Source organism: Serratia sp. Res13-Sevr-LER1-36-b, from assembly GCF_015673035.1.
In the GTDB taxonomy this organism is placed as follows: Bacteria; Pseudomonadota; Gammaproteobacteria; order Enterobacterales; family Enterobacteriaceae; genus Chania; species Chania fonticola_C.
In genome coordinates, this window is the sequence record NZ_JADACK010000038.1 from 249,151 (window position 1) to 273,188 (window position 24,038).

A 24,038-nucleotide genomic window follows, 5' to 3' on the forward strand; every position below is an offset into this window, starting at 1 on the left:
GAGTACTGAATGAGTCTTGATATAGCCAAATACCCGACCTTGGCCTTAGCGGAAAATCCTGAAGAACTCCGCTCGTTGCCAAAAGAAAGCCTGCCGAAGTTGTGTGATGAACTGCGGCAATACCTGCTGGACAGCGTCAGCCGCTCCAGTGGCCACTTTGCGTCTGGGCTGGGTACCGTCGAGCTGACGGTGGCACTGCATTACGTCTACAACACCCCTTTCGATCACCTGGTTTGGGACGTTGGCCATCAGGCTTACCCACACAAAATCCTGACAGGTCGGCGTGACCGCATCTCGACCATTCGCCAGAAAAACGGCCTGCATCCATTCCCGTGGCGCGCCGAAAGTGAATATGACGTGTTGTCCGTTGGCCACTCTTCAACCTCGATCAGCGCGGGTCTTGGCATGGCCGTGGCCGCCGCGCGTGAGGGCAAAAACCGCCGCACCGTCTGCGTGATTGGCGACGGTGCCATCACCGCAGGCATGGCGTTCGAAGCCATGAACCATGCCGGCGACATCACCCCGGATATGCTGGTGGTGCTGAACGACAACGAAATGTCGATCTCCGAAAACGTCGGGGCGTTGAATAATCATCTGGCGCAACTGCTGTCTGGCAAGCTCTACTCCACGCTGCGTGAAGGCGGCAAGAAAGTGCTCTCCGGCGTACCTCCGATCAAAGAACTGCTCAAGCGTACCGAAGAACACCTCAAAGGCATGGTAGTCCCCGGCACGCTGTTTGAAGAGCTGGGCTTTAACTACATTGGCCCGGTAGACGGGCACGACGTGCAGGGATTGGCCGCTACGCTAAAAAACATGCGTGACCTGAAAGGCCCACAGTTACTGCATATCATGACCAAAAAAGGCCGTGGTTATGCTCCGGCAGAAAAGGATCCGATCAGCTTCCACGCGGTGCCGAAATTCGATCCGGCCAGCGGCACCCTGCCAAAAAGTGCTGGCGGCCTGCCAACCTATTCCAAGATCTTTGGTGAATGGCTGTGTGAAACGGCGGCCAAAGACAGCCAACTGATGGCGATCACCCCAGCCATGCGCGAAGGTTCCGGCATGGTGCAGTTCTCACGCGACTATCCGCAGCAATATTTCGACGTGGCGATCGCCGAGCAGCATGCGGTGACTTTCGCCGCCGGGTTGGCGATCGGCGGTTACAAGCCGGTGGTGGCAATCTACTCCACCTTCCTGCAGCGCGCCTACGATCAGGTGATCCACGACGTGGCGATCCAGCAGTTGCCGGTGATGTTTGCCATCGATCGCGGCGGCATTGTCGGTGCCGACGGCCAGACCCACCAGGGCGCCTTTGATATTTCGTTCCTGCGCTGTATCCCGAACATGGTGATCATGACGCCGAGCGACGAAAACGAATGCCGCCAGATGCTGTACACCGGTTATCACCATAACGCTGGCCCAAGTGCGGTACGCTACCCACGGGGCAACGGTACGGGGGCAACGCTGGAACCTCTGGCCGCACTGCCGCTCGGTAAGGGCATCGTACGCCGCGAAGGGGAAAAGATTGCCATCCTCAACTTTGGTACCCTGTTGGCGGAAGCCGCTCAGGTCGCCGAAGCGATGAACGCTACGCTGGTGGACATGCGCTTTGTCAAACCACTGGACGAACAGCTGGTGCTGGAAATGGCCGCCAGCCACGAAGTGTTGGTGACGCTGGAAGAAAACGCCATTATGGGCGGCGCTGGCAGTGGGGTTAACGAATTGCTGATGGCCAAACGCCGTGTAGTGCCCGTACTGAACATTGGCCTGCCGGATTACTTTATCCCACAGGGCGGCCAGGAAGAGATCCGCAGCGATCTGGGCCTGGATGCGGCCGGTATTCAGCGCCAGATCGAAACCTGGTTGGCATAAACTAGCTAAGGGCGCCGCACTGGGCGCCCTTATCAATCCCACCCTTCAACGCCACGCCCATCATTTCTGCATCATTTTCCGCTACAGTTATTTTTTGAACGGTACACAGGAGAGAGGCATGAAATATCTACAGCTAGGTAACACCGATCTCAACATTTCCCGCATCTGTTTGGGTTGCATGACCTATGGCGAGCCCTCACGTGGCAACCATGCCTGGACGCTGCCTGAGGAAAGCAGCCGCCCGTTGATCAAGCAGGCACTGGATGCGGGCATCAACTTCTTTGATACCTCCAACAACTATTCCGATGGCAGCAGCGAGGAGATCGTTGGCCGGGCACTGCGCGACTATGCTCGCCGCGACGAGGTGGTGATCGCCACCAAAGTCTATAACGCCATGAGCAACTTGGAACGTGGCCTGTCACGGCCCAAGCTCATGCAGTCGATCGACGACAGCCTGCGGCGTTTAGGTACCGACTACGTCGATTTACTGCAAATCCACCGTTGGGACTATGAAACCCCGATCGAAGAGACGCTGGAAGCCCTGCATGACGTAGTAAAATCGGGTAAGGCACGCTATATCGGGGCTTCTTCTATGTACGCCTGGCAGTTTGCCAAGGCGCTGTACACCGCCGATCTGCACGGCTGGACACGCTTTGCCAGCATGCAGGATCAGTACAACCTGATCCAACGGGAAGAAGAGCGCGAAATGCACCCGCTCTGCGTCGCCGAAGGGATTGCGGTACTTCCCTGGAGCCCGCTGGCACGTGGCAGGCTGACACGCCCCTGGGGCGAAACCACAGCGCGTCTGGTCAGCGACCAATATGGCAAAACCTTGTATGACGCTACCGAAGGGGTTGATGCTCTGATTGCCGAGCGAGTAGCTACTATTGCTGAAGAGCGCGGCGTTTCGCGAGCGCAAATCGCCCTCTCATGGCTGCTGAGTAAACCGGTGGTTACCGCGCCGATTATTGGTGCTTCACGCAGCGAACATTTGATCGATGCCGTAGCCGCCATTGATCTGGAGCTTACATCACAGGAAATTGCAGAATTAGAAACGGCCTATGTGCCGCATCATGTGGTCGGCTTTGAATAGCAGCCAAGCGTAGCCAAAAATACAAAAACCCGACTGCTGAGGTCGGGTTTTTAGGTTTCGGCCAATAACTCAGGCCGGAATAGAACCATCTCTTACTAACAGGATCAGTATGAGCCCAAAAAGACTCATACCACCATACTGATGGCTATTGAGCGCTCCCGAAGTGATCGTAACCACTCCAAGGCAGTTCAACCTCTTGCTGATCGCGGTAGAACTTCATCCCTTCAGACTGCGGGCCAATCTGGCCAATACAGGTGTAATCCGCACCTAAATGGCTTAATGCCACTTCCAGCGCACCCCGATTGATCTCTGGCACGGTGAAGCACAGTTCATAATCTTCACCGCCGGTCAGCGCCCAACGCAGCGCCTGATCAGCCTCGGTATTGCTGGTCAGCGTCTGCGACAGCGGCAACTCATCCAGTTCAATACGGGCACCGCACTCAGAGGCGTTCAGTACGTGTCTCAGATCGGAAATCAGACCGTCGGAGATATCGATCGCCGAACTGGCCAAATCACGCAGCGCCTGGCCTTGCAGCACACGCGGATGCGGACGCAGATGGCGCCCCAATAGATATTCTTTAGCAGCCCGATCGCTCACTTGCAAACGATCCTGCAGGATTGCCAGCCCGGCGGCGCTGTCGCCCAGCGTACCGGTGACGTAAATCCAGTCGCCAATGCGTGCACCGCTGCGGGTTAGCGCCCGACCGACCGGGATATGGCCGTGGATCGTCAACGTCATGCTCAGCGGGCCACGGGTGGTGTCGCCGCCAATCAGCTGCATGCCGTAGTAATTCATCTGTTCGAACAGGCTATTGCTGAACGCCTTGAGCCACTCTTCGTTCACTTCCGGCAACGTCAACGCCAGCGAAAGCCACGCGGGATCGGCGCCCATTGCAGCGAGGTCGCTCAGGTTAACCGCCAGGGCCTTATAGCCGAGATCGGCGGGATCGATATCCGCCAGGAAGTGAATACCCGAAACCAGGGTATCGGTACTGATGGCTAAAAGCTGTTTTTCCGGCACTGTAAGCAGTGCGCAGTCATCGCCAATGCCGAGCTGTACGTCGCGGCGCACACTTTTGAACCGGTCAAAATAGCGGGCAATGAGATCAAATTCGCCACATGCCATAATTCGTCTTCCAAAGAAGTAAGGCCGGTTTCCCGGCCTTATATTTTATTTTTTCCTACGGATGCTGGGGGCTGCTTTATCCAGCACGCCATTTACAAACTTGTGGCTATCTTCTGCGCCGAAGGTTTTCGCCAGTTCGATCGCTTCGTTGATGGCCACTTTGTAAGGGACGTCTTCACGCATTTTCAGCTCGAACAGCGCAATGCGCAGCACGGCTCTTTCCACCTGGCCCAATTCTTCGAGCTGGCGCGACAGGAAGGGGGCCATCAGGCCATCCAGCATACCTGCGTTGACTGCCACACCGGACAGCAGCTCACGAAAATAGGCGACGTCAACATCTTTGACATCCTGCTCCGTCAGGAACTGGTGTTCAACATCGGCAATGTCATTTTTAGACAACTGCCAAGAGTAAATCGCTTGAACAGCGCACTCACGAGCGCGACGACGAGCAGCAGGTTTCACGGAATTCCCCTTAAACTAAATTCAGGCTTTAATAGCTTTGATTACATTAATCATTTCAAGTGCGGTCAGGGCGGCTTCTGCGCCTTTGTTGCCCGCTTTGGTGCCAGCACGCTCGATCGCTTGTTCGATGCTTTCGGTGGTCAGCACGCCAAAGGCAACCGGGATCTCGGTATTCATAGAGACTTGGCCCAGACCGGAGCTGGCTTCGCCCGCCACATATTCGAAGTGCGCGGTGCCCCCACGGATCACCGTACCCAGAGCAATCACCGCATCGTATTTACCGGTGTTAGCCAGCACGCGTGCGGTTAATGGCAGCTCGTAAGCGCCTGGGACCCAAACAACGGTGATGTTGTCATCAGCAACCTGGCCGATACGCTTGAGTGCATCAATGGCACCTTGCAGCAGGCTGTCGTTGATGAAATTGTTAAAACGTGCAATTGCGATCGCCACACGGGCATTTGGAGTAGCAACAACACCTTCGATAACTTTCATGGGCTTTCCTTAAAAATGGGTTCAATACCCCGCAGGGGGGCGGATTCTATCATATTCTTTGCCCGGCTGCGCGGCGCTTTTGTAAAACGCGGCTGCACCGGCAGGCAAAGGTTACATTCTCTATTTGGCGGTTAACCGCAGGCGCAGATCGGGGCCAATCTGGCGTACCTCGCTAAAGACAAACTCAGGAGCATCGGCCAAGTGCGTCAGCCCCGGTAGTTGGCACAGCCCACGGGCATTATCCCCCAATAGTTTGGGCGCGATGTACAAGACGAGCTCATCCACCAGCCCGGCCTGCAGTAGCGCACCGGCAAGCTGTGCGCCAGCCTCGACCCAGATGCTGTTCACCTGGCGCTTGGCCAGTTGCATCATCATTACCACCAGATCGATACCGCCGCCGTGCAGTGGGAAAGATAATTGCTCCACCCCTGCTGGCCAAACCCGATCGTCTGGCTGCTGGCGTGCCAACCAAGTCATACCCGGTTGCTGCACGACCCGGTGCTGAGGCGTGACCCGGTTCTGGCTGTCCAGAATAATCCGTAGCGGCTGGCGCAGGCTGTCACGCGGGTAAATCTGCTGGGTTTCACTGCTCAGTTCATCCCAGCGCACCGTTAGCGAAGGATCGTCGGCCAACACGGTTGCACTGGTGCTGAGGATCGCCGAACTGGCCGCCCGCAACTCCTGCACATCCCGCCGGGCCTGCGGTGAGGTGATCCACTGGCTTTCCCCTGAGGCCATCGCCGTACGGCCATCCAGTGAAGCGCCCAGCTTGAGCTGCACATAGGGAAACCCGGTGCGCATACGCTTGAGGAACCCCAGATTGACCGCTTCCGCCTCTGCCAGCATTACGCCGTGGTGCACTTCGATGCCCGCCTGTTGCAGCTTGTATAGCCCACGCCCGGCAACCTGTGGATTGGGATCTTGCATGGCAGCCACCACGCGGCTGACACCAGCCTCGATCAAAGCGTCCGCGCAGGGTGGCGTACGGCCATGGTGGCTACAAGGTTCCAGCGTGACATAAGCCGTGGCCCCTCGCGCCTTTTCCCCCGCCATGCGCAAAGCGTGTACTTCCGCATGAGGCTCACCGGCCCGCAAATGGAAACCTTCACCCACGATGCTACCATCGCGCACGATCACGCAGCCCACGTTCGGGTTCGGCGTGGTAGTGAAACGCCCCAGACGCGCAAGCTCAAAGGCGCGCGCCATATAAAATTCGTCGTTTTGCATGCGGATCCCGTTAATCCTGCAGTTTGGCGATCTCTTCGCCGAATTCGCGAATGTCTTCAAAACTGCGATACACCGAAGCGAAGCGGATATACGCGACCTTATCCAGCTTCTTCAACGCATCCATCACCAGATTGCCGACCATTTTGGTGGGTACTTCACGCTCGCCGGTGGCGCGCAACTGGGACTTGATGTGGTTGATGGCGTTTTCTACGTCGTCGGAGCTGACCGGGCGTTTTTCCAGCGCTTTCAGCATGCCACGGCGCAGTTTATCTTCGTTGAACGGTTCGCGAACCTCATCACTTTTGATCACCCGCGGCATCACCAGCTCGGCCACTTCAAAAGTGGTAAAACGTTCATTACAGACCAGACATTGGCGACGACGGCGCACCTGCGATCCATCACCCACCAGGCGGGAATCAATCACTTTGGTATCAACGGCAGCGCAGAAAGGGCAATGCATAACTCGTCCTGATAAGCGTTTACATAGTTGGGCACAGTTTACCCCGAACTAACGCCACAACAAAGACCGCCGGGCATTTGTTGCGAATTGCTTCCACGATTGCGCAATAAAGCAGCCATACTTAGTGGTAGACATGACTTTGGCCAGCGATCGGGCTAAGCTGGGAGCCAGTGTTATTGAAGAGGAAATTGCCGTTATGACAATCCGTTATCGCCAGGTTTGTCTGCTCACCGCCATGATCCTGCTGGCCGGTTGCGCACAGAACCGCGAAGTGCCGAAACTCACCAACCAGGTGGTTGAGCTGAAACAGGTGCTGGGGGAGTTGACCGAGCAGGCTACCGCCCTGGAGCGCCAAAACCGGCTTAACCAAAGCTCAACCAGCGGCGTCTACCTGCTGCCCGCAGCCAATAACGCCGCCAGATTACACAGCAGCGTGGGTGAACTGAGCCTATCGCTCAACTATGTGAAGAGCGAGGCCAACGGCAGCCAGGCAATACTGTATGTGCGCACGCTCTCAGGCCAATATCTGCCAGGCTTTACCGCTACGTTGGAGTGGGGCCAGTTGGATGCCGCGACCGGTATGCCTCTGACCGCGCAGGCGCAGTCGCAACAAATTCAGAGCGCCAGCTCACTGCTGCCAAAAACCGAGCAAATCTTTGAACTGCGACTGAGTGGCGTAACGCCATCGCAGTTGGGCTATGTCCGTGTGCATAGCGTCGAGCCCATCGCTCAACGTTGATGCGCTGAATGCTCCACCCCGGTGTCAGGATTGGGGAATCAGATTGCTGACAAACCAGCCACTTGAGATCGCACATATTCCACCGTAGGGCGCCGCATGCTGCGCCCGTTTTAAAGTATCTCAGCTATCCCAAGCGCTGCAACTTCGCTGGTAACCCCTGCCTTACCGCCGCCCCGCTAACCCAGTCCAGCCAGCTATTGCCGACTTCGCGAGTCGGATCGGCCAGCCCCAGATCGTTGAGGTTGATCCCTGCGGCAATGCGTGGATCCGCCGCCAAAGCCTGCCCATCCAGCGAATGAACCCGAGCCCCCATTTCACGATGCCCATAGCCGTGTTCAATGGCAATTACGCCCGGCATGACCCCATCGAGCAAGCTGATTTGCGCTTCCACGCTGCCGCCTGGCGTCTGCAGCCTGACACGGTCGCCATGTTGTAGACCATAACGCTCGGCATCTATCGGGTTGAGCGCGACCAGATTAACCGCCTTCACGGCCCGCAAACGCTCGATAGGGGCGGTAGAGCTGCTCATCAGGTGCGACTTGAACGACATCAGCCGGAACGGCCACGCTTCGCTCGGATAGTGCTGCGCCACGTCGGAACCGTCGGCAAAACGCGGTGGATAATAGGTTGGGCAGCCGCTATAGCGCTCCCCGGTCATAGCATGGCGGTGGCGTGCTACCTCCTCGTTCCAGATATTCAGCCCCTGCTTCCACTGCGGGCCGGTCGCCTCCCCTTGCCAAGCCTGCTCATGGGGCGCGAAACGACCACCACGCGCCAGCATATAGCCCACCCGCAGCCGCTCATCCGGTTTTAATACCTGATTCAGCGCCGGTTGCAGACGATCGACACCGGTCAGGCGTAACTCACTCTCCGTCGCCTCAGGCACTGGCTCACCGGCAAATGCCACGTTGGCTGCTGCGCGCAGGTAGTAATCTTCGGCACAATGCAGCCCGCAAGGGTTACCTTGCGCATCCTGCAACGCCCCGTCGCCGAAGCCCGGCAACCCCATGGCTTTCGAGAGCGCAATAACAAAGCTCTCCAGCGCGATCGGCTGCCCATCCGCCGTCTTGGCTGTGCGCGCCGGCACCACTGGCCAACGAGCGGTACTTGCCTTGACCATTACGCCAGACCAGGGGGAGGTGAATCCCCAGCTTTCAAAGTTGTGGGTATCCGGCACGATATAGTCCGCCAACGCGCTGGTTTCGTTAATAAAGGCGTCAACGGAAATAAACAGCGGCAGATGCTGCGGATCCTTCAGCCTGCTCTCCACCACGTCACGCAACCCAGCGACACCGTAGAGCGGGTTGCCCATGTGATTGATCCAGGCTTTCAGCGGATAAGGGTATCCCATCAGCGCCGGAGCCAGCTGCTCGGTAAACTGACCAGCCACAAAGGGATACCACGGTCCCCGCGCCGGATAAGGATTGACACCTTGTTCCACCTTGCGACGATATTCATCCGACTTTTCGTACGCCTGCTTACTACGCGACAGCACCAATCCTTTCGGCTTCACCATCCCAGGGAAGGTCGCGAGGTTATAGCGTGGCCCTTCGGCAAACTCCTTGAACTTGCCGCCGCCAACCGAGACGCCGCCCTTAAGATTAAGGTTACCGATCAGCGCATTGAGCATCATCACCGCCCAGCTACTGTAGAAACCGTTGCCACTCATCATGCCGCCATGGGAGATCACTGCCGCCTGCCGCTGGTAGGACGTAAACTCCTTAGCCAGCGCCGCAATGGTTTCAGCACTGACGCCACACTGGGCGCTGTATTCCGCCAGCGTAAAGCGTTGTGCTGCCAGTTGCAGACAACGGAAGCTTGAGCGCACCTGCACCGGTGAGCCATCCGCCAGTTGAACCTGCTGCTCAACCAGCAGTTGCCCACGCATGGCCTCGGTGGCGGGCAGTGGTTCGCCTCGCTGTGCGTCCCACACCAAAGCAGGGCTTTCCTCATCACCGCCAGCCCCACCTAACAGATGTGACTTACGCAGGAACTGCCCACACAGGGGATGATCGTCATCGATCACCACCAGATGGGTGGCATTCGACCAGCTTTTTTCACCGGCCGCCTGCATGGCCGCCTCGCCAGGTAACGCCAGATAATCGGCGTTATAACGCTCCTGGTCGATAATCCAGCGGATCATACCCATCGCCAGCGCGGAGTCCGTTCCCGGCAGTACCGGCACCCAGCGGCTGTGATCGTTGGCCAGCGTGGTGGTTAACGGCAATGCCGGGGCCACCACCACGTAGCGGAACTCATCGCGCAGGCGGGCATTGGCTAACTGACGCCCCTGCCGTTTGAACGGATTACCGGACTGTGCGGGTGACGTCCCCAGAAACAGTGCAAAATGCAGATGATCCCAGTCGGGTTTCACATGGGCGTTTTTGTCCAGATCGCCCATCAGCGCCCCGGAACCTGCCCGGTAGGCTAGACCACAGTAAGCGCCGTGATGGCCGAAGTTGCGCGTGCCGAAGGCGTTTTGCGCAAAACGTTTGATAAAGGTATCCCGCCCCTCATCACCTGCGTTGGTGACCAGCAGCTGGTTAGCCTTAGGCCCAAGCGTTGGCTGTGCCGGATCGAGCGGCGTTTGCAGATCGCGGATGGCCCGTAATCCCTCCACTGGCCCTTCACCAAACAGATCGCCGCCTTCAACCACTTCCGTGATCAGTTGTTCAAAACTGATGCGCTGCCACTGCCCTCCACCGCGCGGCCCTACCCGCTTCATCGGTTCAAGCACCCGGTACGGGCTGGTCAGCCCTTCCAGCAGAGTGGCACCGCGAGCACAGGCGGTTGAGCGCTGTTCCAAACCGGCATCACCGCCTAGCCGGTTGAGTGCATCACTCACAGGCAAACGATAAGGAAAATGGTGATCGTGCGACAGCGGGTGATAAGGGTTGCCCGCCACGCGCAGGATCTGATTGCTGTCACGATCGACCCGCACCCGCAGGCCGCACAGCGTCCAGCAGCCAAAACATTGCGTCATGGAAACGGCCTGCTGCGGATTGGCCTGCCAGCCTTCGGGATGTTGGCGGCCTTCTGGCGGTAACGCATTGGCACTGATCCGATCCAGCGTCAGTTTTCCACTGCTGCCATCACGCAGGCCGGTAAACACCTTCTGCACCATTTCGCTGTAGCTGGCACCAAACACGGCCAGCCCACCCAAAGCGAGCCCGCCTTTCAACCACTGACGACGCGTTGACTTAGCCATAGTTTTTTTTCTCCATCAACCCATGCTGTAATTCACGAACCCCGATGATTAATGCCAGCCACAGCCCAAAAGTGCCGAGAATGGCCAATAGCCCCTCGCTGCCGAGCGGTAACACATAGGGGTTGAGCAATATAGTGAACTTGGGCAGCGTCTGGGTTTGCATCAGCAGCATCCAGCGCACGCCCCAACAGAGCAGCAACGCAGCCAAGCATTGTGCTAACAGACCTGTCGCCCCTAGCGCCCTACGACGCGATCGCCAAGCCGAAACTATCAACAGCAGGATCAAAACGGCAAATGCGCTGCCAACCAGAGACCAGGCGCTCCCCTGAACAGGCAACTGACGCAGCGCAGCGGCGGAGTCACTGCCGTCCAACCACCAGCCCAGGCTGGAGAGGCACAACAGCAGCAGAGAGATCCCTTGATAGCGTGCCAAGCGCGATTGCCAGTGAGGTTCATGGCGTAACCAATAGGCCAGCATTGGCGGAACGGCCTGCATAGCAGTAAGCAGCAATAGCCAAGGTAACCACAGGCTGTGCCACAGCGGTTGTGAACGCAGCACGGACACTTCGCGGCCGGTATAGAGCAAGATGCTGACGGCTGAAAGCAGCGTGGCTAATGCCACCCAACGTAACCATTTCTGCTCTTGCCATGCGGGCCAGATTTGTAACCAGCGCGCCCAGAACGGCAGAGCTTTTGCCCTCAGTTGGCAACGCAGCAGCAAAATGAAATAGGCCACTACCAGCAGGGTAAACAGCGGTAAAAACACCGAGCCAAGAGACATCCACGACCAAGGTGCGAAATGGGCATAGAAGTGCCAGATTCGAGCGGGCTGATGTAAATCCGCACTCAGGGCCAACGGGGCCACGGTGCCGCTCACCACCGCCAGCGAAACGGCTGCCAGCTCCAGCCTAGATGCCTCAGACGCTGAACGCCAGCGTAGCCAGGCCGCAATAGCAACGCTGCTACATGCCAGACCGATGAAAAAGAAATACTGTACCGCCCAGGGCAACCAGGCGATCTCCTGCGGGCGAGCCATCACTTCGCGGATCATGAGTGTACCTCCTGCCACAGCGCCGGTTGTCCCCGGACATGGCTGACAAATGCCTCATCCAGCCCCAGATAAAACACCTGTGGGTGCGTCCCCTGCTCGGGTTTCAGCACCTTTAGCTCCCCACGATGCTGCTCCAGCGTACGCCTCAAGGTGCCTTGTTCATCGTTAAGATCGCCGATCATGCGCGCACCGCCGACACAGGATTCAACGCAGGCAGGCAACAGCCCGGCATCCAGGCGGTGGACGCAGAAGGTGCATTTATCCGCGGTTTGGGTTTCATGGTTAATAAAGCGCGCCTCATAGGGGCAGGCTTGCACACAGTAGGCACAGCCGACGCAGCGGGTGTTATCAATCACCACAATGCCGTCCTGACGCTGGAAGGTCGCCTGAACCGGGCAGACCGGCACGCAAGGCGGGTTATCGCAGTGATTGCACAGGCGCGGTAGCAGCACGTTGGTGGGGATGCGCTGGCTATCCGTGACGACCTGATACTGCAGTACAGTGGTGCGAAACTGCCCCTGTGGCAGCTTATTCTCTACCGCGCAGCTAACCGTGCAGGCCTGGCAGCCAATACAGCGGCGCAGATCGATCAACATCGCCATACGCTTTTTGTCGTCGCCTTCACGCCGCTCGGGTTGCAGCTGCCAGCCGGAGTGCGCCAGCGGCACCAACGCGGCACCCGCCGTCAGGACACCGAGGCGTTGTAAAAATTGCCGTTTTCCACTATCCATTGATTTCTCCCAAAAAGTATCAACCGGGGAGCTGATACAAAGGAGTGTAAAAGTGGCGTACGACCGCCCATATTGTGGTTTACCACATTCCCTACTGCGGCTTGATCCAGGACAATTCTGGCGGGCGATCGAGATCATAAAAATGGAGATGATGTGAAAAAAGCAGTGCTGATGATCTTGCTATGCGGCTGGTTGAGCCCGGTCTGGGCAGGGCAATGGACCATCGCCGTGCTGGCATTACGCGGCGATACACATGCCCTGGCCCAATGGCAGCCGTTAATTAACCATCTCAATCGTCAGTTCCCAGACGAAAGCTTTCAACTGTTGCCGCTGAACCTGGCCGATATGGGGGAAGCCGTCAGCAACGGCCAGGTCGATTTTCTGCTCACCAACCCGGCGCAGTATATTCAGTTGGATAATAGTTACCCGTTACGCTGGTTGGTGTCCTTACGCTCCAGCAAAAATCAGCAGAATGCCTCAAACAACGTGATAGGCAGCGTGATATTGGTACGCCGCGATAGCACCGTAACCAAGGCTACTCAGCTCACCGGTAAAAAAGTGGGCGCGGTCTCCCCTGACGCTTTTGGCGGCTATCTGCTGGGCTATAAGGAGCTACTGGCCGCTGGCGTACATCCGGAAACAGATCTGCAACTGCACTTCAGCGGTTATCCCGTGGACGCCCTGCTTTATCTGCTGCGCGATCGGGCGCTGGACGCGGCCATAGTGCCGGTTTGCCTGCTGGAAGAGATGGAGAAAGAGGGATTACTAAAGGCCAGTGATTACCGTGCCCTGCTGGCCAAACCCAGCACGCAGCCCTGCCTGACCAGCAGCGTGCTTTATCCCAACTGGTCATTTGCCGCCTTGAACCACGTGCCCGATCCCCTGGTCGATGAGCTGACCCGCCAACTGTTGCAAATGAATACCCCAGATCTCCCAGCCTGGGGCGCACCCGCCTCATCCCGCCAGGTGGACCTTCTGCTGCGCGATCTGGATCGCCATCCAGCACAGCGTTCACTCTGGCAAGAGATACACAGTTGGGCATTGCAACATCTGCTCCTGCTTGGCGCGCTCGCCGGGGGCATGCTACTACTTGGCGCTAACCATCTGTGGATCGGCCACCTGGTACGCCAGCGTGGGCGCGAGTTGGAACAAATGCATCTGACGTTGCGGGCCAGAGAATCGGCGCTAGCCCGGGCGCAACGCCTCAGCACCCTGGGAGAAATGGCTTCCGGCTTTGCTCACGAACTTAACCAGCCTCTGGCGGCAATACGCCACTATGCCGAAGGCTGCCGTATTCGCCTTGAGCGCAGCGATCCGCAGCACGAGCTGTTACCGATCCTCGAACAGATTGGCCAACAGGCGCAGCGAGGGGCAGAAACCATCGTCAATCTGCGCCAATGGGTCAGCAAAACGCCACACCATGAAAGCGCACAATGGCTAATGCTGCGCCCCCTGGTGGAAAACGTTATCAAGCTGATGCGCATCGAACAGCATTACCCTCAGTGCCGTGTGGTCGTCATCATCGCCCCGAAAAGCCAGTTGTATAGCCAGGCCACGCTGTTGGAGCAGGTGCTCACCAACTTGTTAAGCAACAGCCTGCAGGCCGGTTCCCTGCAGATCACCCTGCGGCTGGAAACCGATGGCGATCGGCAGACGCTGATACTGGAAGACGATGGCGGCGGCCTCAGCGCCGAACAGCTAGCGCAGCCGTTCGTGCCTTTTCGCAGCACTAAATCGGAGGGACTTGGCCTGGGGCTGGTGATCTGCCAGCGGCTGCTAAGGAGCCAACAGGGTGAACTGACGCTGGAAAATTATTCGATATCGCCACAACGGCAGGGGCTACGCGTTACCCTGCACTTCCCTGGGATCAAGAAGGAAACAAGCCATGGCGCTGATACATCTGGTCGATGACGATCTGGCGGTCACCGACGCCAGCCGCTTTTTACTTGAAGGGCTGGACTATCGGGTGAAGATCTGGAACGACAGCCAAACCTTTATCGACCAAGTCGCCCCTTACCAATGCGGCGTCGTAATGCTGGATATTCGCATGCCGGGGATCGATGGGCAGCAAATCCATCAGCGGCTACGCGAGTGTGAAAGTACGCTGGCAGTAGTGATCGTTACCGGTCATGGCGATATCGCTATGGCGGTAGCGGAGATGAAATTGGGAGCGTTGGATTTCCTGCAAAAGCCGATTGCTACCGCACCGCTGATCGACGCACTGGAACGGGGGATCGCCCATTCTCAACGTCAGGTGGAGCGCTACCAGTTACAACAGCGTTTCAGTACGCTGACCTCACGCGAGCGTGATATCGCCAGCGCCGTTGCCGCCGGTATGACCAACAAGGCCATCGCCGATCGTTACTTCGTCGCCGTACGTACCGTAGAGGTACACCGCTCTAAAGTGATGGAGAAGATGCAGGCCACCAGCCTGGCGGAATTGGTGAGCTCGCTGAACCTGTTGGTGGCGCAGGAGCAAAAAAAATGCCGGGCAGAGTAAACTGACCGGCATCTGGTTCAGACGGTGCGTGGCTTATTCAGCCACACACCGGGCAATCACGGCAGGATCGAAGGCTGATCGGCGCCCTCTTTCTCCACTTTCTGCTGCAGCATGTGTTCGCGTTTCATACCCAGTTTCAACGCCAGCGCAGAGGCGACGTAGATAGAGGATATGGTACCGATAGACACACCGATCAGCATGGTCAGGGAGAAGCCCTGCAGCATCGCGCCGCCGAAGATGTACAGCATCAGAACCACCATCAGCGTAGTGGCGGAGGTCATGATGGTACGGCTCAGCGTCTGCGTCAGCGAGACGTTCATGATTTCATAAGGCGTACCGCGGCGGATCTTGCGGAAGTTCTCACGAATACGGTCAGATACCACGATACTGTCGTTCAGCGAGTAACCGATCACCGACATCAAGGATGCCACGATGGTCAGGTCAATCTCGATATGGAACAGCGACAGCACGCCCATGGTGATGACCACGTCGTGCGCCAGGGCGATAACGGCCCCCGCGGCCAAACGCCATTCAAAACGGAAGCCCACGTAAATCAGGATACAGATCAACGCCACCAGCAGCGCCATGCCGCCGGTTTGTGCCAGTTCTGCCCCTACGCTCGGGCCAACGAATTCAATACGCTTGACGGACGCATTCTTATCGACGGATTCGTTAATCACGCCAATAACTTTGTTACCCAGTTCCTGGCCAGCGGTACCAACCGCTGGTGGCATACGCACCATCACGTCACGGCTGCTGCCAAAGTTCTGGATAATCGGGTCCTGGAACCCGGCTTTTTCCAACGTATCGCGCATCAGGTCCAGATTCGCGGGTTGTTCCAGAGTAATTTCAATCACCGTACCACCGGTGAAATCCAGGCCCCAGTTAAACCCACGCACGGACATGGTGGCGATCGACGCTACCAACAGCAACAAAGAGATGCCGAAGGCCACGTAATCCCAGCGCATAAAGTCATAGACTTTACGGCCGTAGTTGAGTTGTTCAACAGTATAATCCTGTGCCACAACGCACTCCTCAGATAGACAGCTTGTTAATGCGCTTGCCGCCGTAAAGCAGGTTGACGATGGCACGGGTACCGACAATCGCGGTGAACATGGACGTCGCCACACCGATTGCGGTGGTAATTGCAAAGCCCTTGATCGAACCGGTACCGACTGCGTACAGAATGATCGCGGTGATCAACGTCGTGACGTTGGCATCAACGATACTGGAGAACGCGCCTTTATAGCCCTCATGGATCGCCTGCTGAATGGATCGTCCATTCTTCAGTTCCTCCTTGATACGTTCGTTTATCAGTACGTTGGCGTCAACCGCCACCGCCAGCGTCAGCACGATCCCGGCAATCCCCGGCATGGTTAGCGTCGCCCCTGGTAGCAGAGACATCACGCCAACGATCAACACCAGGTTAGCCATCAGCGCGGTAGAGGCGATCAGGCCAAACTTGCGGTACCAGACCACCATAAAGACGATCGAAGCCACCAGGCCCCACAGGCAAGCTTCCAGGCCCTGGGTGATGTTCTGTTGCCCCAAGGTTGGACCAATGGTCCGCTCTTCCACGATCTGGATAGGCGCAATCAACGCACCGGCACGCAGCAGCAGCGACAGCTGACGTGCTTCGTTCGGGTTGCTGATACCGGTGATACGGAAGCTGTTACCCAGACGTGACTGAATGTTCGCCACGTTGATGACTTCTTCCTGCTTCACCAGCACGGAACGGCCGTTGGCATCTTTCTTGCCGCTGTCTTTATACTCCACGAACAGCGTTGCCATTGGCTTGCCAATGCTGTCTTTGGTGAAGTTGGACATGGCAGTACCACCAGCGCTGTCCAGCGAGATATTCACCTGCGGCTGGTTGTACTCATCGGTGCTGGAGGTGGAGTCTGTAATGTGGTCACCGGTCAGGATGACGCGCTTGTACAGCACAACCGGTTGGCCTTCACGGGTGTATTTCACCTCGGAGTCACCCGGTACACGGCCATTGGCCGCAGCGGTCGCATCCGCGTTGGTATTTACCAGACGGAATTCCAGCGTAGCGGTCGCGCCCAAAATTTCTTTGGCGCGTGCCGTATCCTGGATACCCGGCAACTCAACAACGATACGATCGGCACCCTGGCGCTGTACTAACGGTTCGGCAACGCCGAGTTGGTTAACACGATTACGCAGGATGGTGATGTTCTGCTGCACCGCATACTCGCGCGCTTCGCTCAGGCGAGCGTCGGTCATCGTTGCTTTCAGGGTGTTGCTGCCATTGGCAGAAAGCACCAGATCGCGCTGACGTGGCGTCATGTAGCTGATGGCCTGGTCGCGAGCGGCGTCGTCACGGAAGCGGACTTCCACGCCGTTGTTGTCCAACTTGCGGATCGCAGCGTAAGGAATGCCCTTTTCACGCAATTCGCTGCGCAGGGTATCCATAGTTTGTTCTTGCAACTTGCTCAGCGCGGTGTCCATGTCGACTTCCATCAGGAAGTGCACACCACCACGTAAATCCAGACCCAGCTTCATCGGCTCGGCGTTGAGCATCGCCAGCCAGGCAGGCGTTGCCGGGGCGAGGTTCAATGCGACGACATATTTGTCACCCAGCTCCGCCATCAAGGCTTCACGGGCGCGCAGCTGAACGTCAGGATCTTTAAAGCGAGCCAGGATGGCGCCGTTTTCCAGCGCAATCGACTTGCTCGCAATGTTGTCTTTTTCTAACACAGTACGGACTTGGTCCAGCGTAGTTTCACTGGCGGCGACTCCGCGCGCGCCAGTGATCTGTACGGCCGGATCCTCTCCGTAAATGTTGGGAAGCGCATATAGCAGTCCGACGAGGATCACCACGATCAGCATCAGATACTTCCACAGAGGATAACGGTTTAGCACGGCAGTTCCCTTAGGGAAAACAAAATTACAGGGCCTTCATAGTACCTTTCGGCAGAACGGCCGCCACGAAGTCACGCTTGATCATCACTTCCGTGGTGTCATTCAGCGCGATGGCAATAATACCGGTATCTGCCACTTTAGTGACACGGCCAATCAGGCCACCGGTGGTCAACACTTCATCACCCTTGCCGATGGAGTCCATCAGTTTTTTGTGCTCTTTAGCGCGTTTCTGCTGTGGGCGCAGGATCATGAAATAGAAAATCAGACCAAACACCACCAGCATAATGATCAAAGAGTACGGGCTACCCTGAGACGGAGCCCCTGCTGCTGCCACTGCATCGGAAATGAAAAAGCTCATTAAAATTCCCTCATTAAATTTTCAATTATTAATTCAAGCGTTTAAAGGTGGTATCGGTTTACCGATCCGACCATAAAAATCCGCCACAAACAGCTCTAATTTACCCTCTTCAATGGCCTGGCGTAAACCCGCCATCAAACGTTGGTAATAGCGCAAGTTATGGATGGTGTTCAATCGCGCACCGAGAATTTCGTTGCAGCGATCGAGATGATGCAAATAGGCACGACTATAATGGCGACAAGTATAGCAGTCGCACTCACTGTCCAGCGTGGAGGTATCATCCTTGTGCTTGGCATTACGGATTTTTACCACACCGTCCGTCACGAACAAATGGCCGTTACGGGCATTACGCGTTGGCATCACGCAGTCGAACATGTCGATGCCGCGACGCACGCCTTCAACCAGATCTTCCGGCTTGCCAACCCCCATCAAATAGCGTGGCTTATCTTCTGGAATTTGTGGGCAAACGTGTTCAAGAATGCGATGCATATCCTCTTTTGGCTCACCTACCGCCAAACCGCCCACAGCGTAACCATCAAAGCCGATCTCCACCAGCCCTTTTACCGATACATCACGTAAATCTTCGTAAACACCGCCTTGGATAATACCGAATAACGCATTGTTGTTATTCAGTTCATCAAAACGCTGACGGCTGCGCTGCGCCCAACGCAGAGACATTTCCATCGAACGCTTGGCATAGTCCCAATCCGCCGGGTAAGGCGTGCATTCGTCGAAAATCATCACGATGTCAGACCCCAGATCGTACTGGATCTCCATCGATTTTTCCGGGCTGAGGAACACCTTATCGCCGTTGATTGGGTTACGGAAATAAACGCCTTCCTCTTTAATCTTGCGCATTGCCCCCAGGCTGAACACCTGGAAACCACCGGAGTCGGTCAGGATCGGCCCGTGCCACTGCATAAAGTCATGCAGATCGCCGTGCAACTTCATGATCTCCTGCCCTGGGCGTAGCCACAGGTGGAAGGTGTTACCCAACAGGATCTGCGCACCGGTATCTTTCACTTCTTCCGGCGTCATGCCTTTGACCGTGCCATAAGTACCCACCGGCATAAAGGCCGGGGTTTCCACTACGCCACGCTCAAAGACCAGGCGGCCGCGACGAGCACGGCCATCGGTTGTCTGTAATTCGTACTTCACAAAACCTCCAGCGTCAGAGATACAGTCTGACGTGATTAAAACAGGGCCACGCATTGTGCGTAACCCGGGAATTTATTCCCCGACGGATTCGCTTTCCGCCAGTGGATTACGGCTGATAAACATGGCGTCGCCGTAGCTGAAGAAACGGTACTGCTCGGCCACCGCCTGATGATAGGCGTTCATGGTGTTTTTATAGCCGGCAAACGCCGAAACCAGCATGATCAGGGTGGACTCCGGCAGGTGGAAGTTGGTCACCAGCGCATCGATCACCTGATAGTGATATCCCGGATAGATAAAGATGCTGGTGTCGCCGAAGAAGGGCGCGATCAGCGCATCCTGGCAAGCATTGGCCGCGCTTTCCAGCGAACGTACTGAAGTGGTGCCCACGGCAACCACCCTTTTGCCCCGCGCCTTACAGGCTAATACCGCATCCACCACATCCTGCGGCACTTCGGCGTATTCCGCATGCATCACATGCTCTTCAATGGTTTCTACCCGCACCGGCTGGAAGGTGCCAGCGCCAACGTGCAAGGTGACAAACGCCATCTCAATGCCCTTGGCGCGCAGCGCAGCCAACAGCGGCTCATCAAAATGCAGGCCCGCAGTCGGAGCCGCTACGGCACCCGGCTTTTCGCTGTAGACGGTCTGATACAGCTCGCGGTCGGCGTCTTCATCCGGGCGATCGATATATGGCGGCAGCGGCATATGGCCCACCGCGTTGAGGATGGTGAACACGTCACGATCGTCGTTAAAGCGCAGTTCGAACAGCGTGTCATGGCGCGCGACCATGGTGGCGGCAATGCTTTCGTCATCACCCAGTAGCAGTTCTGTGCCCGGCTTGGGGGCTTTGGAGGCACGCACATGGGCCAGTACCCGATGATCGTCCAGCACCCGCTCGACCAGCACTTCTATCTTGCCGCCGCTGACCTTGCGGCCAAACAGGCGCGCAGGGATCACGCGGGTATTGTTGAACACCAGCAGATCGCCCGCTTCCAGGTTATCCAGCAGATCGGTGAACACGCCGTGCGTCAGGCCTCCGCTTGGCCCGTCCAACTGCAGCAAACGGCAACCGCTACGCTCAGGCTGTGGATAGCGGGCAATTAAAGACTCGGGGAGCTCAAAAGAAAAATCGGCGACGCGCATGGGTATTCACTTCTTCAGCTAGCTAATTGGGAAAAAACAGGCGGTACAGTCTAAAGCCGCGGGCGACAAGCAGCAAGGAATAAGGAGGAATTGCATGACTTGGGTTATAGTTGGCGGATGAATTTTCTCGCTCATCTCCATTTGGCCCAGCTTGCGGAAAGCTCGCTGCTTGGCAACCTGCTCGCCGATTTCGTGCGCGGCAACCCCGCAGGTGATTACGACCCGGCGGTCGTGGCTGGCATCATGATGCATCGGCGCGTCGATGTTTTGACCGATATCCAACCGGAGGTCAAAGCCTGCCGCGACTATTTCAGCCCGCAATTCCGCCGCGTCGCCCCCATTACGCTCGACGTGGTCTGGGATCACTTTCTGGCCCGCCACTGGCAACAGCTTGAGCCGACGTGCAGCTTACAGAGCTTCACCCAGCAAGCTCGTAGCCTGATCGTGCCGCATCTGCCGCAGACGCCACAGCGTTTCCAGAACCTGAACAGCTACCTTTGGCCCGAACGCTGGCTGGAGCGTTACGCCGAGCTGCCGTTTATCGGCGATGTATTGGCAGGCATGGCTAGCCGCCGCCCACGGCTGGCCGCACTGGCTGGCTCCTTTACCGACGTGGAACGCCAGTATCATCAGCTTGAAACACAGTTCTGGCAGTTTTATCCCCGTATGATGGAACAGGCCAGAAACAAGTCATTGTGATCGCCGGATAAAAAACCCTATTACTCATTTAGTTAACGGAATGTGGCTTTTTGTCCTTGCCCTTTTGTACGAAAAGGTTATTTTGAAAGACTGCTGAATTTATTCTCTCGGTTTGATAGGTGGAAGCTATCTCATTGATTGGTCTTTCACCCTTCCCTCACCGAGTGGTGGCCCTTATACTGGCCCCTGCTTTTACATCAACCCATTGAACTACTATTACAGGAGTAATTATGGTCCTGGTAACTCGTCAAGCCCCTGACTTCACCGCTGCAGCCGTTTTAGGCAATGGCGAAATCGTAGAAAACTTCAACCTGAAGAAGCACCTGAACGGCAAACCAGCCGTACTGTTCTTCTGGCCGATGGACTTCACCTTCGTATGTCCTTCTGAGCTGATCGCTTTCGATCACCGCTATGAAGAGTTCCAGAAGCGCGGCGTTGAAGTTGTAGGCGTTTCCTTCGACTCAGAATTCGTCCATAACGCATGGCGTAAAACCCCTGTCGACAAAGGCGGCATCGGTGAAGTGAAATACGCAATGGTTGCTGACGTTAAGCGCGAAATTCAGAAAGCTTACGGCATCGAACACCCAGAAGCGGGCGTTGCCCTGCGTGGTTCTTTCCTGATCGACAAGAACGGCGTTGTTCGTTCCCAGATCGTGAACGACCTGCCAATCGGCCGTAACATCGACGAAATGATCCGTACCGTTGACGCGCTGCAATTCCACGAAGAGCACGGCGAAGTGTGCCCAGCTCAGTGGGAAAAAGGCAAAGCAGGTATGGGCGCATCTCCAGACGGCGTAGCTAAATACCTGTCTGAGAACGCTTCCAAGCTGTAATTTCAGCCTGTAAGTGTCAGAACCGGTCAGCCCTGCTGGCCGGTTTTTTTTATGCCCAAAATCGGTGCAACCGCCCCCCTCCAGTGCAATATTCCCCTGTTTCGCTTCACATTTTTCACTCCTCCTACCGCCGTATTCCCTATCCATGGCTACTCTTCATAGGTTGGCCTGCGCTTTGCAGCACCTGCGGGACAAATAAAAAAACAGGGATCAACACAGGAGTCGTTATGTTTTTGCAAAAATGGAGTCAACCGCTGACCTTGGCAGCCTTGCTGGTCAGCAGCCAACTGTATGCCGCCTCTAACCCGGCGGTGGAAGCGCAAAATGGCATGGTGGTCACCTCGCAGCATCTTGCCTCACAGGTCGGCGTAGATATTCTCAAGATGGGGGGCAACGCGGTGGATGCTGCGGTCGCGGTTGGCTATGCCCAGGCGGTAGTTAACCCTTGCTGCGGCAATATCGGCGGCGGCGGTTTCATGACTCTGCATCTGGCCGATGGCACCGATACCTTTATCAACTTCCGTGAAACCGCTCCGGCGGCGGCCAGTGCCGACATGTATCTGGATGCGCAAGGCAAGGTGAAAAAAGACGCCAGCCTGTACGGTTATCTGGCCGCTGGCGTGCCGGGAACGGTGCTGGGGATGGAGACCGCACGTAAAAAGTACGGCAAGCTGAGCCGCGAACAGGTGATGGAACCGGCCATCAGGCTGGCCCGTGAGGGCTTTATCCTGACGCGGGCCGATACCGATATTCTCGACACCACCGTCGCACGCTTCAAGCAAGACCCGGAGTCAGCCAAAATCTTCCTGCGTAAAGACGGTTCTGCGCTGCAACCGGGCGATCGCCTGGTGCAAACTGACCTGGCTAACACGCTGGAAGCCATCGCCAAAGAAGGCCCCTCCGCATTCTATCAGGGAAAAATCCCGCAGGCGGTTGAAGCCGCTGCCAAACAGGGGGGAGGCATTCTCACCGCCGCCGACTTCGCCAACTACAAAGTGACCGAGGCTACGCCGATAACCTGTAGCTATCGCGGTTATAAATTCGTCTCTGCGCCACCGCCTAGCTCCGGCGGCGTGACGCTGTGCGAGATCCTCAATATCGTTGAGGGTTACGATCTGAAAAGCATGGGCTTTAACTCGGCTGCGACGATCCACACCATGACCGAGGCGATGCGCCATGCTTATATGGACCGCAATACCTATCTCGGCGACCCTGAATTTATCAAAAATCCGATCGATCGGCTGGTGAGCAAAAGCTACGCCGATGAGATCCGCAAAAAAATCGTCGCCAATCAGGCTACGCCTTCTGTCAATGTACAACCGGGGATGGAGCCGCACGAAAAACCGGAAACCACCCACTATTCGATTGTCGATCATGAAGGGAATGCGGTGTCGACCACCTATACCGTCAACGGCCGTTTTGGTGCCGTGGTGATCGCACCGGGTACCGGCTTCTTCCTCAACGACGAAATGGATGACTTTACCGTCAAGGTCGGTGAGAAGAACCTCTATGGCCTGGTGCAGGGAACGGCCAACGCCATCGCCCCCGGTAAGCGCCCACTATCCTCCATGAGCCCTACGCTGGTGACCAAAGACAACAAAATCTTTATGGTGCTCGGCTCGCCAGGCGGTTCACGCATCATTACCATCACGCTGCAAACCGCGCTGAACGTGATCGATCATGGCATGGCCCCGCAGGAAGCCGTGGATGCCCCGAGGATTCATCATCAATGGTTGCCGGATGAGGTCTATTACGAGCAACGCGGTGTCTCTGCCGATACGCTGAAAATCCTCAAGGAGATGGGCTACAAGATGGTTGAGCAAACCCCTTGGGGCGCTGCAGAGCTGATTATGGTGGGACTGCCAGGCGCGGCGGGTGTCAGCCCGGCCAACTCGGGTAATGATTCTGCCGTTTCTGGACGCGTACGTGAAGGCTACCTGTACGGAGCCAATGACGTACGCCGCCCGGCAGGATCTGCGGTGGGATACTGACGAATCTGGTTT

General features: G+C 56.8%; 21 protein-coding genes. 8 read left to right on the forward strand and 13 right to left on the reverse strand.

The window, feature by feature from the left end:
* Nucleotides 1-9: 9 nt before the first annotated feature.
* Together dxs and IMQ33_RS23310 are read left to right on the forward strand one after the other, a co-directional pair.
* Nucleotides 10-1,872, forward strand: a complete 1,863-nt coding sequence (gene dxs / locus IMQ33_RS23305; RefSeq protein ID WP_065683920.1) for a 1-deoxy-D-xylulose-5-phosphate synthase — start codon at nucleotides 10-12, stop codon at nucleotides 1,870-1,872.
* A 118-nt stretch (nucleotides 1,873-1,990) separates the two neighbouring features.
* Nucleotides 1,991-2,965, forward strand: coding sequence for an aldo/keto reductase (locus tag IMQ33_RS23310; protein ID WP_196062922.1), 975 nt, complete (start codon nucleotides 1,991-1,993; stop codon nucleotides 2,963-2,965).
* 145 nt (nucleotides 2,966-3,110) lie between these two features.
* On the opposite strand, the gene thiL is transcribed toward IMQ33_RS23310, so the two are convergent.
* The 5 genes from thiL to nrdR all read right to left on the reverse strand — a co-directional run bounded on the left by thiL (nucleotide 3,111) and on the right by nrdR (nucleotide 6,732).
* The gene (gene thiL, locus IMQ33_RS23315; protein ID WP_196062923.1) at nucleotides 3,111-4,091 is read right to left on the reverse strand and encodes a thiamine-phosphate kinase; all 981 of its coding nucleotides are present in this window, start codon (nucleotides 4,089-4,091) and stop codon (nucleotides 3,111-3,113) included.
* Between the two features lie 45 nt (nucleotides 4,092-4,136).
* On the reverse strand, nucleotides 4,137-4,553 hold the full coding sequence (gene nusB, locus IMQ33_RS23320) for a transcription antitermination factor NusB (protein ID WP_021180188.1): 417 nt from the start codon (nucleotides 4,551-4,553) through the stop codon (nucleotides 4,137-4,139).
* A gap of 21 nt (nucleotides 4,554-4,574) precedes the next feature.
* Entirely contained in the window at nucleotides 4,575-5,045 is a 471-nt protein-coding gene (ribE, locus tag IMQ33_RS23325; RefSeq protein ID WP_021805495.1) for a 6,7-dimethyl-8-ribityllumazine synthase, read from the reverse strand.
* Nucleotides 5,046-5,165: 120 nt separating this feature from the next.
* The gene (gene ribD / locus IMQ33_RS23330) at nucleotides 5,166-6,272 is read right to left on the reverse strand and encodes a bifunctional diaminohydroxyphosphoribosylaminopyrimidine deaminase/5-amino-6-(5-phosphoribosylamino)uracil reductase RibD (RefSeq protein WP_161740055.1); all 1,107 of its coding nucleotides are present in this window, start codon (nucleotides 6,270-6,272) and stop codon (nucleotides 5,166-5,168) included.
* Nucleotides 6,273-6,282: 10 nt separating this feature from the next.
* Nucleotides 6,283-6,732, reverse strand: coding sequence for a transcriptional regulator NrdR (gene nrdR / locus IMQ33_RS23335; RefSeq protein WP_021180191.1), 450 nt, complete (start codon nucleotides 6,730-6,732; stop codon nucleotides 6,283-6,285).
* Between the two features lie 196 nt (nucleotides 6,733-6,928).
* On the opposite strand from nrdR, the gene IMQ33_RS23340 reads away from it, so the two are divergent.
* A complete protein-coding gene (locus IMQ33_RS23340) occupies nucleotides 6,929-7,471 on the forward strand; it encodes a DUF3251 domain-containing protein (RefSeq protein WP_065683938.1) in 543 nt (180 codons plus the stop codon).
* Nucleotides 7,472-7,595: 124 nt separating this feature from the next.
* Here the strand turns inward: IMQ33_RS23340 and ttrA are convergent, their stop codons facing one another.
* The 3 genes from ttrA to ttrB are packed head-to-tail and all read right to left on the reverse strand — an operon-like array spanning nucleotide 7,596 to nucleotide 12,461.
* On the reverse strand, nucleotides 7,596-10,679 hold the full coding sequence (gene ttrA / locus IMQ33_RS23345) for a tetrathionate reductase subunit TtrA (RefSeq protein ID WP_196062924.1): 3,084 nt from the start codon (nucleotides 10,677-10,679) through the stop codon (nucleotides 7,596-7,598).
* Complete coding sequence (gene ttrC / locus IMQ33_RS23350; RefSeq protein WP_196062925.1) at nucleotides 10,672-11,730, reverse strand: tetrathionate reductase subunit TtrC; 1,059 nt, start codon at nucleotides 11,728-11,730, stop codon at nucleotides 10,672-10,674. The genes ttrA and ttrC overlap by 8 nt, the downstream gene beginning before the upstream one ends.
* Entirely contained in the window at nucleotides 11,727-12,461 is a 735-nt protein-coding gene (gene ttrB / locus IMQ33_RS23355) for a tetrathionate reductase subunit TtrB (RefSeq protein ID WP_196062926.1), read from the reverse strand. The genes ttrC and ttrB overlap by 4 nt, the downstream gene beginning before the upstream one ends.
* A 171-nt stretch (nucleotides 12,462-12,632) precedes the next feature.
* On the opposite strand from ttrB, the gene ttrS reads away from it, so the two are divergent.
* Complete coding sequence (gene ttrS, locus IMQ33_RS23360; RefSeq protein WP_230326855.1) at nucleotides 12,633-14,372, forward strand: tetrathionate respiration histidine kinase TtrS; 1,740 nt, start codon at nucleotides 12,633-12,635, stop codon at nucleotides 14,370-14,372.
* Nucleotides 14,347-14,961, forward strand: coding sequence for a tetrathionate respiration response regulator TtrR (gene ttrR, locus IMQ33_RS23365; RefSeq protein WP_196062928.1), 615 nt, complete (start codon nucleotides 14,347-14,349; stop codon nucleotides 14,959-14,961). Before ttrS ends, ttrR begins: the two co-directional genes overlap by 26 nt.
* Before the next feature lie 56 nt (nucleotides 14,962-15,017).
* On the opposite strand, the gene secF is transcribed toward ttrR, so the two are convergent.
* The 5 genes from secF to queA all read right to left on the reverse strand — a co-directional run bounded on the left by secF (nucleotide 15,018) and on the right by queA (nucleotide 20,503).
* The gene (gene secF, locus IMQ33_RS23370) at nucleotides 15,018-15,986 is read right to left on the reverse strand and encodes a protein translocase subunit SecF (RefSeq protein ID WP_065683913.1); all 969 of its coding nucleotides are present in this window, start codon (nucleotides 15,984-15,986) and stop codon (nucleotides 15,018-15,020) included.
* A 10-nt stretch (nucleotides 15,987-15,996) separates the two neighbouring features.
* Nucleotides 15,997-17,844 (reverse strand): protein translocase subunit SecD, encoded by a 1,848-nt coding sequence (gene secD, locus IMQ33_RS23375; protein WP_024528656.1) that lies wholly within the window; start codon nucleotides 17,842-17,844, stop codon nucleotides 15,997-15,999.
* A 25-nt stretch (nucleotides 17,845-17,869) separates the two neighbouring features.
* On the reverse strand, nucleotides 17,870-18,202 hold the full coding sequence (gene yajC / locus IMQ33_RS23380) for a preprotein translocase subunit YajC (RefSeq protein WP_021180200.1): 333 nt from the start codon (nucleotides 18,200-18,202) through the stop codon (nucleotides 17,870-17,872).
* Nucleotides 18,203-18,235: 33 nt separating this feature from the next.
* On the reverse strand, nucleotides 18,236-19,360 hold the full coding sequence (gene tgt, locus IMQ33_RS23385) for a tRNA guanosine(34) transglycosylase Tgt (RefSeq protein WP_021805505.1): 1,125 nt from the start codon (nucleotides 19,358-19,360) through the stop codon (nucleotides 18,236-18,238).
* Nucleotides 19,361-19,432: 72 nt separating this feature from the next.
* A complete protein-coding gene (gene queA / locus IMQ33_RS23390; protein WP_065683911.1) occupies nucleotides 19,433-20,503 on the reverse strand; it encodes a tRNA preQ1(34) S-adenosylmethionine ribosyltransferase-isomerase QueA in 1,071 nt (356 codons plus the stop codon).
* Between the two features lie 117 nt (nucleotides 20,504-20,620).
* Here queA and IMQ33_RS23395 point away from each other — a divergent pair, with 117 nt between their 5' ends.
* The 3 genes from IMQ33_RS23395 to ggt all read left to right on the forward strand — a co-directional run bounded on the left by IMQ33_RS23395 (nucleotide 20,621) and on the right by ggt (nucleotide 24,026).
* Complete coding sequence (locus IMQ33_RS23395; protein WP_161740186.1) at nucleotides 20,621-21,202, forward strand: ACP phosphodiesterase; 582 nt, start codon at nucleotides 20,621-20,623, stop codon at nucleotides 21,200-21,202.
* 230 nt (nucleotides 21,203-21,432) lie between these two features.
* Nucleotides 21,433-22,035, forward strand: coding sequence for a peroxiredoxin C (locus IMQ33_RS23400; RefSeq protein ID WP_037375265.1), 603 nt, complete (start codon nucleotides 21,433-21,435; stop codon nucleotides 22,033-22,035).
* A 227-nt stretch (nucleotides 22,036-22,262) separates the two neighbouring features.
* Entirely contained in the window at nucleotides 22,263-24,026 is a 1,764-nt protein-coding gene (ggt, locus tag IMQ33_RS23405; protein WP_065683909.1) for a gamma-glutamyltransferase, read from the forward strand.
* Nucleotides 24,027-24,038 lie beyond the last annotated feature (12 nt).